The organism is Candidatus Glassbacteria bacterium (assembly GCA_019456185.1).
Classification (GTDB): Bacteria; Gemmatimonadota; Glassbacteria; order GWA2-58-10; family GWA2-58-10; genus JAJRTS01.
In genome coordinates this window covers 30,624-44,942 of the sequence record VRUH01000003.1, presented here as the reverse complement: position 1 = coordinate 44,942, position 14,319 = coordinate 30,624, and the positions used below count along the sequence as shown (strand labels likewise).

The 14,319-nt window shown below is 53.2% G+C and carries 6 protein-coding genes; all 6 read left to right on the top strand.

Annotation, left to right across the window (positions count from 1 at the left end):
• Positions 1-36: 36 nt before the first annotated feature.
• Positions 37-621: a hypothetical protein gene (locus tag FVQ81_02060; protein ID MBW7995358.1), complete on the top strand. Its 585-nt coding sequence runs from the start codon at positions 37-39 to the stop codon at positions 619-621.
• Positions 622-727: 106 nt separating this feature from the next.
• Positions 728-1,453 carry a hypothetical protein gene (locus FVQ81_02055; GenBank protein ID MBW7995357.1) on the top strand — a complete coding sequence of 242 codons (726 nt, stop codon included), beginning with the start codon at positions 728-730 and terminating at the stop codon, positions 1,451-1,453.
• 8 nt (positions 1,454-1,461) lie between these two features.
• The gene (locus tag FVQ81_02050) at positions 1,462-11,520 is read left to right on the top strand and encodes a hypothetical protein (GenBank protein MBW7995356.1); all 10,059 of its coding nucleotides are present in this window, start codon (positions 1,462-1,464) and stop codon (positions 11,518-11,520) included.
• Between the two features lie 4 nt (positions 11,521-11,524).
• On the top strand, positions 11,525-12,052 hold the full coding sequence (locus FVQ81_02045; protein MBW7995355.1) for a hypothetical protein: 528 nt from the start codon (positions 11,525-11,527) through the stop codon (positions 12,050-12,052).
• A 280-nt stretch (positions 12,053-12,332) separates the two neighbouring features.
• Positions 12,333-13,856 carry a hypothetical protein gene (locus tag FVQ81_02040; protein ID MBW7995354.1) on the top strand — a complete coding sequence of 508 codons (1,524 nt, stop codon included), beginning with the start codon at positions 12,333-12,335 and terminating at the stop codon, positions 13,854-13,856.
• A 9-nt stretch (positions 13,857-13,865) separates the two neighbouring features.
• A complete protein-coding gene (locus tag FVQ81_02035) occupies positions 13,866-14,294 on the top strand; it encodes a hypothetical protein (GenBank protein ID MBW7995353.1) in 429 nt (142 codons plus the stop codon).
• The last annotated feature ends 25 nt before the right edge of the window (positions 14,295-14,319 follow it).

The following is a 14,319-nucleotide window of genomic DNA, read 5'->3' as shown; positions in this document are numbered from 1 at the left end:
GTCCCGAGGGCGGGGGAAACAGCCAGGGGGCGGCAGTTGCTTAAACGCTCTCGTGAGGGCATCTACAGCCCGACCGCGAGGCGGGCTATCCTCAATGTTGCTGGCCGTGCCAGTGCAGACACCGCGCAGAGTTCGAGAGCTAAAATCCGTGGTGGCCTGGTGCGTGGTGGCCAGATAGGTTCTATCTCGTCACAGCGTCTTCTTGCTCAACCTGGTTTACAACGGCAAAAAACGATGGCTGACCAGGGCGATCGCCTAACCACCACCAATGAGCTGTCGAAGGTGCAGGCAGGAGAGGACTTCGCAAGTCTTCAGGATAGGTTGGATTCAGGTAGGCGCGAATCCCGCAGGCAAGGCTTGGGTAGCTTGCTCGAGGGAGGATTGAACGCAGTCGGGGCTGGCGTTGAAACCTATTTACAGGAGGATGCCCTCGAGGATCTAACCGATTTCAACCGGAGATACTCTCAAATCGATCTGCTTATTCAGGCCGGCAAGTATGATGAGGCACAGCGGATGATGGAAGAGTTGTTCGGCGCCGGCGGCGGTTTATCAGTATCGGGTGGCCTGAGAAGCCGAGTACCCGCCGTGCAGGACAGGGTACATCAGCATGGGGGAAGCTAACATGCCCTACAATCGATACCAGAGAGATCGGATAGGATATTCCGGGAGGGGGGGATTTGAAACGACAACGGCTCGTTTCCAGCTCGAGCAGTACAAGGCTGATAGGATGGCCGAATTGTCCAACCGGTTCCAGTCGAAAAAGAAGTATGATGAAGACCATGCATGGATGAAAACCATGCGGTCCAGGTCAAGGACCAACTGGACACAAGAGGATGAGGACCGCGCCCTCAGAATCCAGCGCGAGGCAAAAACGGAAACGAGGCAAGATACTCTCTATAGCCAGGGGCAGGAGAAATACGAACATGGCTTACAGCGCCGTCCGAAAGTTGAGGCACAACAGGACGAACTCTCTGGCCTCCGGAGGCGTGGGGAAACGTTGCGGATAGAGGATTACGAAAGAGGTCCCCGGCCGACCATGACAACCGGCTATAACACCAAAACCGGCAAATACGAAAGGGAGCTGATCGATCCTTACACCGGAAAAGCCACCCCGATCGAGAGCGATCTATCTCCGGTTCAGTCCAGACGGCTTTATGATGTGACCTCCGCGGAAGTATCAGCGTGGAAGGCCTCGAATTTCGACCAGTCGAACGGTGTCCCGAATGAAGATTTTGTTCCCCTGGACGAATGGGTGTTACGGATGCGGGCGGCATTGGGCGAAACTTCCAGGGGATTGCGATCGCGATCGCAGGGCCGGGCTCCACTGTCCCCAAGAATCAACATTGACTCCTTGGATGGTGGTTTGAGGCTGATGAGAGGCCAAAACCGCGGAGGTGGTCGCAAGCCCGCACAGAAGATAGCTATCCCGGACCTTTACGAACCTATTGGTTGAGGTACGGCATGCCGACTGACAAGCTCAGATTAATCTTCGATACTGTGGGGAAAAATTACGATCTCGGTAAGTTTGAAGATTTCAGAACGGCAATGGGGGCGCCAGAGAAACGAAAGGCCTTCCATTCAGCCGTCAGTAAGGGTATCGAGGGCGGTCCTGCCTTCGAGCTTGGAGATTACGGCCAGTTTGATAGCTTAATGACTGCAACACTTGAACCACCTTCCCGCATCCCCGCTCGAGAGCTTGGACAATCTCCGGAAGGGGCGTTCTACACCCCACCGAGTAAACCCAAACCCAAAGCCGACCCGAACCAGCTAACCGCCCTCGATCGATTCAGGGCGATCGGGGAAAGCCCGACTCAGTTGGTTCCTTTCCTGGCCGGAGCAATGGAAATAAAGGACATGGCCGAGTTGTCCGCGGCGGCATGGGATATAAAAAACAATGGCGATCGCGCAACAAAAAAGAATCAGGACAGGATTCAAGCCTATCTGAAAGAAAACGCCAAGAAAGAAAACAGCAGCTTCGGCTACAAGGTGGTGGACGTTCTCGCGCAACTCCCTTCCTTCGCTGGTGAGCTGTATGCCACTGGTGGGATCTATACCGCTGGCCGCAAGGCCGCGGTAAAGGCCTCTCGCAAAGCAATCAACAAAATACTACTGGAATCAACACGAAAAGGCCTTGGGAAAACCATCAAGGTAGGAACCAGCCGGGTAGTCGGGACCGTGGCCGGCGCCACCATACAGACGATACCAGCTCGAGGCCTGAATATTATCGCAGAAACATTCCAGAGAAGCGCACCTTCTGTCCGGATGGGCAAAGCTGATACCGAAGACCTGGCGAAGTTCGTTGTGGAGGATAGCGGGGATGATATTATGGCCGCGATCGCCAAGTCTGTAGGAAGCCAATGGACAGAAGTTGTCTCCGAGCGATCCGGTGGAGCTTTTAACGCCCTCGGGCGCGGTGGCCGTTCTCTCGCGGTAAAAATGGGCTTGGTTGCCGCACTGAAGAAAGCGAACCCCGGCAAAACATCCCGGGGGATTCGCAAGATTGTCGAGAGAACCGGCTGGAACGGGATTATCGCGGAAGTTTTTGAAGAGCGTGTAGGCGAGGTCATGCGGGCGGGAATAGGCCTCGAAGACTATCAGCGACCCACCGCAGAGCAATTAATGGTTGAGCTGGTAGCTTTCTCGATACCTGGCGCCGGCATTGCAATGACGAAGAGTTCCGCACGGAGCAAGGACCAACAGGCACAGCCATTCACAGCCCCAACAGAACAAGAACTCGCGGATATTGGTGTAGAGGGTGCTGCGGAGAACGTGGCGGCCGCGGGAAAAAGGAAGCAGATACAGGAGAACCTTCAACGGCTTCCGGATGAAATGTTTGATGAAATGCACCAGGCCAACCTCGAGGAACTACAGGAAAACCCTGATAGCGAAGAACACAAACTGCTTGAAGAGTTTTTTACCGAAGAGGCGGCGGTGCGGGAAGCACGGCCAAAGACTACGATCGGGGGCCTGATAACCGCCATTACCGATGCCGAAGAGGCTGAATCCGTAGAAGACGTTGAAGATTTCAGCGATATACCGCCAGAAGTTCCTGAGAGCCTCGTAGAAGATCAGGCGGCACAGGGGGCACAGGAAGGGGCTGAACCGGAGATCGCTCAGGAGGCTCCACAGGGCGCGGCAGGGGAAGGGGAAACTGCGGGCGCCGAGACAACCGAGGACTTGGGAAGAATGATTGAGGTCCGTGGCCGTCCGGTTGCTATTGATGCACAGGGGAACGTAAGAGCAACAGAGCCAGGCTACTTCCCAATAAGCTCCACAGGCTACCGCAGTGGCGCTACCGGGGGAGAATGGACCCCTGAGTCTCTCGAAGCGCAGGCGGTGGAAGAGGACAAAGAGCGGGCTAAAACCATTAAGAGGGCAAAGAAAGCTCTCAAGAAAAAGGGCAAAGAATACGCCAATTCAGACTACAACAATCTGCCAAGTGAGCGGGATTATTTACTCGGGTACACCTACTACGCGCCGGATGAAGAGCGCGAGGGTATGCTCGATCTGGCCGACCAGCTCAACGAAAGTGTTCTCGAGCTGGACGATAAAGAGGACGTAGCAGAGGCCAAGAGAATGAAGGTTGCGATCGCCGCGGCAAAAGCTGGCGATTGGAAACCGATGTACGAGTTGAACAGTGTTCAGATTACCACCCCGCAAGAATTCATCGATCCGGAGGGCTACCGGATAAAAGAGGAAGAGCGGGCCGCTGAACAGAAGGCCGAGAACGATAAAAAGGCCGCGCAGATGAAAGAGCGGTGGGGGTTCTCCGAGCCTACCGGCTACGACGACTACGACAGGCCCGAATACAAGCTCAAGCGCGAAAAGTTAAAGCAAGACCCGAAAGCTGACCGCGGCAACAGTATTGATCTCGGTACCGGCCCGAATGGCCGCTGGAGCTACGGGCGGAATATAGAAGGGTTAAGTAGCTGGATAGCGCACACGGAACACAGGACACAGTATTCCACCCGCGAGGATGCTCTCGCCGCACTGATCGAGGAAGCCAGGCCGGAGCTCGAGAAGAATAAGGAAAGCGGTACGGCCAGGGAGAAAAAAGAGGCAAGGGACGCGCTGCTCTGGCTGGACCAGCTCGAGGCCGAAGAGCTGAAAGGCCGGAAGCCGACTCTTAAAAAGGAACCTGGTAAAAAGCCGGTGATCAGCAAGCCAAAGGCAGAACCAGAAAAAGAGTTATTACCCGAGGGCAAGGAGTTCGGAGAGCCCACCTTCAAAAAGGGTGATGCCGTCCAGTGGACCGACAACCAGGGCGTGACTCATACCGGGAAAGTGCGGAGCGATTACTACCCCGAACACGATGAGCAAGTCTCGATCGATAACGACAAGGGTGCATTAGCTGGTGGCGTTCCCATTGGCCGGATCGATGGTGTTCCTCCCGATCGGCTGAAAAAGATCGGACCGCAGGGCGATTATACTGAAAAATTGAAAAAGCGGCGCGAGGACCAGGGGAAGACTGCCGAGGGCAAGGTACTTCTCAAGCAGCTCTCCCGCGCTGGTGCAGCTACCCGCAAGGGTATCACGGTTAAGATACTGACCGATCCACAGGCAAAGCCCGAGGACATCACGCCGGGTAAGGCCATGCACGGCGTTGAGATCACCACCAACGGCAATCGCGTTGCCCCCAAAGCCTACGATCTCAGTCTCGCCGATGCCCGCCAGGTTGCGCTCGATGCCCTTCTCCCTCCACCCGGGGAGCCGGAAGCAAAGCCCGAGCCCGAAGCGGAGCGCGGTATAAAGCGGCCGATCCGCAACACCGAGGTACACGATGCGCTGCTGGAGGCCTTTGCTCGAGGTAAGAGCGTTGTCCTGGCAACACACCTAAAAGCCACGAAGCTTTCCAAGCCCGCGCATATCAGGGTAAACGATGTTGGCGAGTTCCAAATAGTTCGGGGCCGGAATTGGGATACCCTTTTCGATTACCAGGTTGAGCAGCTTGCCAAACAGATCGGCCTGACAAGACCCGAGAAAAAAGAGCCGTGGCAAATGACATTGGAGGAATGGCGGCAACGAGAACATGACGTATCCGCGTCTGGAAAGGAAATGTACTATTGGAGGTCGAGGGAGCCCAAAGACAGGGTCATGTGGCCCGCAATAGGCGGGAAAGGGGCCGTTGTTCAGAAACAACATAAATTTGAAATCGAAGAAGCTATAAAGCAGGGTAAGCCCGTACCCGCCGAGGTATTAGCCGAATATCCCGACCTGGCAAAGCCGGCCCCGGCAGCGGAGAAAGAGCCGGCCTTCCCTGATGTAGCGCGTATTCAGGAGTTGAAAAACTCCCTGCGCGAAGGCGAAATGATTCTTGAGTCTGGTCGCAAGTCAACCGGCGAGAAAATGTCGGAAGAAGAACTGGCGGTTGTTCGGCGTTCCGTGGAAAGCACAAAGAAAAAGCTGGCCGAGGAACAGGGAGAGGCTCCGCCTGTTGAGGCCGCGCCTGAGCAGCGCGAGGAACTACCTGAACGCGAGTATAAGGCTGGTAAGAAGCAGGAAGTCTTTCTGCCGGACAATACAAAGGTTGAGACTGAATATGCCGTGGTCGATCTTGGTGATCTGATTGTCTCACACACGGCAGACTTTGCTATCAACAAGAAATATCCACAGGAACTACAGCCGCGTGACCGGGACCGTAAGGCCATGCGCTATCAGGTTGACCAGATGGCGAAGAAACTTGAGCCTGGGCGGTTGATGGAATCAAATACGGCGGGGACCGGCGCCCCGATAGTGGGAAAGGATTTCGTTGTTGAGTCGGGCAACGGCCGGATAATCGCGCTCGAAGAAGCATACAAGGGCCAGGCCGGTAAGAAATACAAGTTTGCCCTGCAAAAAGCGGCTGAAGGGTTTGGCATTACTGCGGATGATGTTTCCAAGTTCAAAAATCCTGTTCTGGTGCGGGTACGCACGAGTGATGTTGACCGTGTTGAATTTGCAAAGAAAGCAAACTTGGGTGAAGTAGCCCGCCTGAGCCCGGTTGAACAGGCTAAGGGTGATGCGGAGATACTTCAACCCGAAGTTCTAAGACTGTTTGCGCCCGATCAAAGTGGGAATCTGACGGCAGCGAGCAACAGACAATTCCTTACCAAGTTTGTCAATGCTCTTGGTGCGGAAGAGGCCACGCAATACGCGACTGCGGAGGGTGCATTTACTAAGCAGGCGATAGATAGGGCGCAGGTGGCGCTCTTCCAGAAAGCCTACGGCGAACCGGAGTTACTTGCGCTGGTTGCTGAAGAGGCTGATCCAGAGATCAAGAATATCCTGAACGCCCTGACTACAGCATCGGTTGAGTTTATCAAGGCAGAGAATATCAAGGCCGATCCCAACATTAAAACTATTATCAGGCATATCACTGGAGCGGCCAAGTTGCTACGCAATACACGCCAGCGGGGGACAACAGTAGAAGCCACGCTGAATCAGGCTACCCTATTTGAGCAGATACCAGAAGACACGGCGAACATCGCTATGTTTTTTGAGAAGAATGTTCGTAGTTCCAGGCGCATGGGTGAGATGTTGAGTGAACTTGGGCGCGATATTCAAGAACGCTTGATAAGAATGGGTAATATTGATATATTTGATTACGAGGAAGAAATTAATCCTTCCAAGATAATCGATACTGCAATTAAATTCATGGAGGCCCCGGATGCCCAAGCCAGAGCGGAAGTACAAAGCCTCTTCGGTGCTGAACCGGATGTTAGTGAAAGCCGCCCAAAAAGCGAACAAGCTGAAAGTAAACGAGCCACCGCTGGATCTAAGCCCGCTGCAAAAGAAGTAAAACCACCCGAAAAAGCAAAACCGCCGGCCAAGCCTGAGAAACAATTAATTACCTTTTCCAAGTCGGATATCCCGGAAGAAGTTGCAAGGCGGGCCCACCAGGGAACCAGTTTTGTTCCGGAGAAAAGGGCCGTCCAGGAGCAAGAGGACTATTACAACCGCATCAAAAAAGTACACGATTCAATACTGGCCGAAATCACCCCTGAGCAACATGGCCAGGCCGCAGAAGAGTTGAACTTCTACAAAAACAAGTATAAGAGTAAGCTCCTTGATTTTCTTGCCGCCAAGTCTCGCATCATGTCAACGATGATTGCTGGCCCTGCGAATTTCCCTGTCCGCCGTATGGAGAAGGCCAATAATGCGGCAGACAAGAGATATGAAGACCTGGTTGAGTGGGAGAAGAAGGCCATTCGGGGAATCAGAAAACGTCTTGGCTTGACCGGCAGGGGAGCAATCTCAAGTGATGCAGAGGACGCTGTCCAGCAGTTACAAGCCAAAGTTGATAAAGCGGAAAACCATCAAGAAACGATGAAGGGCGTTAACGCGATAGTCCGCAATAAAAAGCTGTCAGACGAAGAGAAGATTGCAAAAATCAAGAAAGATTACGGTCTTTCTGAGACAGTAGGTAAGGAACTGTTAAAACCAGACTTTTCTGGTAGGGTTGGTTTTCCCGCCTACGAGCTTACGAATAACAACGCCAATATCCAACGTATGAAAAAGCGCATTAAGCAAATCGAAAGAGATAGGGCCGATGAAACGACAGAGATTGAGATTGGTGGTATCAGGATTGTGGACAATGTTGAAGATAACCGGGTTCAAGTATTTTTCCCCGGGAAGCCTGATTCGGATACAATAACAAAATTAAAATCGCGGGGATTCAAATGGGCGCCGAGTATAGGTGCGTGGCAACGCATGAGATCACCCGTAGCTATGCGCCTGGCTCGTGAGATAACCGGTCCGGAACCAACCGAACCCGACATAAATTTTTCGGTCAGCGTTGGCAAGGAAACCGAAAAAAGGGGAATGTCTGTCAAGGCCGTCCAGGATGCGGTTGCGGGAATGAAACATAAGTTTATCCCGAAAGTGAATGTAATAGCCGATGTAAGCGAAGCTCCGGTAGATTACCAAGAGGGGATCAGGTCAATCCAGAAGAAGGGCCGTGTTGTCTATGGCTTCTATCACCCCGAGTCCAAATCGATCTATTTACTCGCGGATGGAATATCAAATCCCAAGAAGGCGATCGAGACAGTTTTCCATGAATCGGTAGCGCATTTTGGCCTGCAGAAAATAGGCGGGCCCACAATGTTGAGATTCCTCGATGATCTGGCCGGGAGCAAGAAATACGGGCCTGATATACACCGGCTGATGGAGGAAAGAAACTGGCATAAATACAAAGCCGCAGAGGAATGGTTCGCCCGCCAGGTGGAGAGCGGCCAGCTCGATCCAAGCCTGTGGAGCCGGTTCATGTTCTACTTCAAAAAGATACTCCGGAGCATGGGTATCAATGTAACCTTTGGTAAAGCAGAGGTTGAACGGATGATCGCGGCATCGGCCCGGGTAGCCAGGGGAGAGGTTGCGGGCGAGGGGGATGGCCTCGGTTCTGCCGAACCTGCTTTCAAATCTCAGACCGACATGCTGGACGATTACGAGAGAACCCTCGAGCATTTGAAGGCTTTACCTGCGACACGGAATAATCAAAGCACTGACGCGATCCGGAAGCGGTTGGAGTACAAGCTGGCGTTACTCGAGCAGCAGATGGCCGGTACCGAAATAATGTTCTCCGAGTCTACTCCGGATGAATATACCGCGGCTGACTATAAGCAGCAGTCCCGCGCGGAGAACGATCGGCTGATCATGCCCCACTTCGCACAGATGGCGATCGAGGAAAACAGAAAGCGGGCGGCGGCGGTCCTGTCGGGCGGCGGTAAGCCACCGAGGAAAGTATCAGCTCAAGATATGTACCGGATCACCCTCCACATGAAACAGGGCATGGGGTTCGGCAAGCTGGCGCGGATGGCAGAGGCCGGCCACTTGCCGAGGGGTGAAGGCCGTTGGGACGATATTGTTGATGCGCTAATTGAACAGGCGCGAGACAGCTACAAGGAAGAGCTGGAAGACGAGAGGGTAGCAACGATCGTTCCGGGCCTGCCTCCCGAAGTAAGCGGGAAGCTCTGGCCTTATATGGCGTGGATTATCGAGGAACACGGTGGATCGGAAGAGTCCGGAGCGGTGGCGCTGATATTCAAGGGTGTAGCCGAGAAGAAAGCCTATATCCGGCGGGTTCTCGGGAAAAAGTTCACCACCTGGGAAGAGTTTGTCACGAAAGAAACGGCAGAGCCCTCGATAATCCGGTTAAAGGATGAGTACCTTGCGGATCTGGACGATCAAATCCAGGAAGCCCGATCGACCGCCGAAAGGCTGAGAGACAAGCTGAAGAGAATAACAGGAGCGGATAAGCGGAAGTGGTACGAGGACAAGTATCGAGAAGAGGTTGAGCAGGGTCTTGAAATGGCGATCGCCCTGCACATTGATCTACGCGAGGCCGAGTCGCAGGAGTACGGTACGCCGTCTGAGCAGTTCGAGAAGTACAAAAACGAGCTGACGGAAGATCAAGTCAATCTCTATCACCAGAGCCAGCAGCTATCCCCCGCAGAGCAAGAACTGGCTGATGAGATTATCCGACTGAATAAGGAATTCGGGCGGGCCCACCAAAAAGCCTTCCCCGGCGATAAGAGTCCCGCGGCCATCCTCTCGAGGGTTCGGGATAACTACAATATGCGGCTCTGGAAGAAGGACGGTAAGGAAGAGGGTGCACTCAGGCGCAAGTTCGGTACAAGCACCGGACGGGCGAAAGAACGCACGTTAGAGAGCATCCTGCACGGTTGGAGCTTGGGGAAAGAACTCAGGATCAAGGGAGCTATCAATGCACTCGAGGCCAGCCGGGAGGAAATGATAAAGGTCAAGGTCCAGCGCGATCTCCTGGACAAGATTGAAAAAGCTGGCCTGGTTACAACAAAGCCCTCTTCTGACGGCAGTTGGCTTCAAGTGGAACATCCTAACTTTGTTAAATGGGTTCATGCCGGTAAAGCGGATCCCGATAAAGTCTATGGTCGAGGATTTCTTGCAACCGAGGATGGCGATCTGTTTACCCGGGTCGATTACTATGCTGCCCCGCGGCTGGCAAAACTGCTGAATAACTTACTCGGAAGCTCTTATCTCTATAAGGTTCCGGGTTTCAAAGGACTGACTCGGTTTTCCGCAGAGATCAAGCATACGATATTTGTCCTGTCCAGTTTTCACCACCAGGCTCTATTGCGATCGTACTTTCTCGGCGGCCGCTTCCGGAGAAAGGATGTAAATCTCCGAAAGCTGATCCGCGAGGGTGCGGACATGATAAAAGCCTACACCCCCGAAGTACGAGCGTTGGTCCGTGGCGGGCTGACGATCGGGCGTATGCAGGATTGGGATGAATTACAGTGGGTCCAGGACGAGAATACGAAGATCGGGGAGATAATCGATAAGGTCCCGATGGTAAAAAGTCACCGGGCAAAGTTGATGCGGCTGCGCGAGGTTCAGACGCACTTCCTTTTTCAGCGGATGATGCCGGCTCTCAAGGCGCAGGCGGGTGTGATCGAGTTTCAGCATTTGATGAAACGCCATGCGAAAGACCTTGCTGCAGGAGAAGTAACAGAACATGAGCTGGCAAAGATGGCGGCCAGCCTGATCAATGATGATTTCGGAGGCCTCCACCACGGCAGAATAAACACTCTCGGCCGTAACCCCACCTGGCAACACATATTCAGGTTGTTGGCGTTGGCGCCGGATTGGACTGAATCTAACGTCAGGTCTATGGTTGGTGCATTTAAGCGCGGTGATGAGGGCAGGATATACCGTGAATTTTGGGGGAGAGTATTTGCTAAGTCGATCATGACTACTGTCGCATTTAATTTAATCCTTTCCGCTGCGGACGATGATGATTTCTGGACTCGCTACAGAAAGGCCTGGGAAGCTGGCCGGCTAAAATGGTTGGATATAGATGTTACTCCCATCTACGAGCTGCTCACAGGCAAAGAGGCGGAGCGGAGAAAGTATTTCAGCCTGATCGGTCACTTCCACGATCCATTGAAGTTTATCGCCCATCCTATCCGCTCGATCCAGCACAAGGGCTCACCGCTGGCGAAGGCGGCCATGGAGGCAATCGTTGGAGAGGACTGGCGCGGGGCCAGGTTCACAACCGTTGAAGAGTTTCTTGGTCTTGACGACAAGGGAGTTTACGGCACGGATCGCAAAGGACACCACAAAGCCGGTGATCCTAAAGGCGGGAAGGATGCCGGGAAGTTGACAACGTGGGTATGGGGGAAGAGCGGATCTGTCGAATGGAACCAGATACCGAGTTACTTAATCCATGAAGCTCGAGGGTTCACGCCGATCCCCGTTCAAAATATGCTCTCTTTCCTCACTGGCGAAATGGACGGGTGGGATGCGCTGCTGAAATCTTTGGGCTTTATGGCTACGAGCGGACCGCCACCGAGAGGGCTGAAAGACTCCGAACTGATAAGACGTTACGAGCAGTATTATTCGATCGAGCCGGATAAACGTCCGTCAGGGATGAAAGAATCTCTGCTCGAGGAAATACGGGCGTATAACGAAAAGGCCCGGCAGACCGAGGATAAGCTCATTACCAAACAACTCTTGAAAAACGCCTCAAGGCGCGGTACTGCACAACAGAGAAAGGAACGGTGAGGGCATGTCTCTATTGACCGATATAATCCCTTTCAGCATGGCCGATAACAAGCGAGGCATTACCGTTGAGCGGAATATCTCTTCCCTCTCCGCGCAGCTTGAGATCGGGGCCGGTACGATATCGCTAAAGGACGGCACGGCCAACGATATATTCGGCGCCAACGATGTGATCATTGGCGCGGAGGATGTTCTTGTCGGTGCGGGTGACAATATCACCAGGGCGCAGAACGGCACTGCCGATATTCTCCACAGACTCGGGGCAACGGTACGCCTCCTGGGTGGCGCAACGATAGCTACCTTCTCCTTCACTGGTAGCGAAAGCGTTACGGGTATCCGAGCAGAATGCAATGGTCCAGCAAGTTTCCAATTAACATTCGATGGGCTTTATACCCCAATGATGCACACTGGCGGTCTTGGTCAATCAGTATTCTTTCCTTTCTCCGGTATCCAGCCGGACGCGGGGGCCGTGGTGATTGTACTTGGCTGGACGAATTTATTGAGTGCCGATTTTTGGGCATGGTGCCACAGGTAAGAAGGGGAAGAAATGCACTACCAGCCTGTTCCGTGGATGTATTATCATTATTTGTGGCTCGGTCCTACGATTGCCGTGCGGTCCAACACTGGTCAGACCAGGTTGAACACTACGGGCGAGAAAACAAGCTCTACCCAAAGTAGATTCCTTATGACTTCCGAGCAAACTGCGAGCTCACAATCAAGAATCAATACCTTCTCTGAAGTAACGCGATCGAGCCAAAGCAGGTTCATCGTCCGCGTTGCTCTCAGGGTTACGAATTAAAAGACTTGGAGGCAGTATGCTTAAAATGATGAAGCTTGTGATTTTGCTGGCTGTCTTCGCAGTGGCCCCCGCGATCGCGCAGTTCCCACCGGGGCTATTGCCGGCCAGCCACGAGGAGGTTGGAGATACCTCAACGGCAATCCGCGACAGCGTGGAGGTGCTATACCAGTTGAACGCGGCCCGGGCCGACAGCCTCAAGAACGCCGTGGACTCGCTCCAGAACACACTTGACTCGCTGTTCCTGCTGATAACCGCGAACGCGGATAGCGTGGCCGTCAACCAGGGGCTTATCGCTACCCTCATGACGGAAATGCTGGCCGCTCAATCAGCAATCGACTCCCTCCAGGCGGCGGCTGATACCTCCGGTGGCGGTGGTGGTGGCGGCGGCGGCGGCGCGATGCTCGATACTACTTGGTACGATATAATATTCGGCAGTACTAAAGCAGATTCATCAACGTATGGAGCCTTTTCGGGCTTCCGCTGGTACGCTGGCGGGATAGCCGACAGCTCTATCGGAGATACCCTTATCGCCGTCGCCGTGCGCGGTGGCCAGGCGTTTCTCTTGCCGGGCGACAGCCTGTTCGTATTTGACGATGATTCGCTGGCAACGGCTGATACCGTGCAGACCGATTGGACGCTGACGGGTGGGGATAAGTACCGTTCAATTATAGCAGGCGACCCGGACGATTCGCCGCTCTATTTTCGCAATAGATTTGATGATGCGGGCTGGACTTTCAGAAATCTTGCCCTTGTGAGTATAGACGGGCCACAGGCCGTCGGGACTACAATGTTAATTAACACTTTAACGAGTTGCAATCTGATCTTTGACAACTGTTATATGGTGGGTGAAATCTTCTACACATACGGCCTGAATGGAAATGGGCAGGATTCGACATTGGTTGTTCGAAATTGCGAGATGGCAGGAGCCTCGTTTCAAATACACTTTGTCGGTGGTGATTATGATGATACACAGGTTACGTTTGAAAACAATACTGGAGATGTGAATAATTTCCTGACTCTTGGCAATGCTCAGGGCACGATTCACATGATTAACAACACATGGTATCTGAGCGGCGAGGGAATAGAGGGTTTAGGCACCTGCCAGTATTTCATACGATATACCGGCGGGTATTATGAGTTCGGGCCGTCAACCTACAGGCCGATGTATAAAACCAATGTATCGGCAAGCGGCACGACCTTTCTGTTCGATGTGAGCGCAACCGATCCGCATATCTATATGTTTAATGAGCGCTACATATTTAGCGGCTGTACCTTTATCAACGGCGGGATATTCAATTCGGCAGCCTCACAGCTTGGCGTTGTCGGGTGTAACTTCTTTGATCTAAGGGGTGGGGCAATAGCTATCAACATAGACGTGAGTAGCGCACAGGTTGTTGGGAGTCATTTTTACGGCTGGACAACTGCAATAGATGTTGCAGGAGCACTATCAAATGTAACTGTTGGTGGAAACATTGGCAATAACAACACCACAGACATCAACGGTTCACCAAATACAGTTTTTGACAACACTTGGTACTAAGGAGCGGATATGAAAACGATACTGATGATACTGCTGTTTCCAGCCCTGCTGTGGTCGCAGGTCGATACGGTTTCGATCTTACGGGAGAAAGTAAACGAGGACGGAAAACAGGGTTTAATTGTAGCAATCTCAGCCGTGCCGTTTCGGACAGTGCTGGATACAGTTGGCTGGTGGGGGCCGACTCCCAAGACCCGACCCGTGCTGATGGGGGATGTCTACTCCGAGCCAGACTCTCTCGGCAATCGTGTGGTCTGGCGCGACTATAAGATACAGCACAATCCTGACCGGGTGGACGTTCTCAACGATGTAGTTATTGATCTGACCGCCGACCAGATCAGATACAAGAAGCTACTGGTCGCCGGGAAGATTCGGGACAAGGACTATGTCGTGGATTCTAAGGCGGTGGCCGATGATGTGACCTGGAAGGTCAGCCGGTAATAGCGCCGGGCAAGTACGAGGTCAG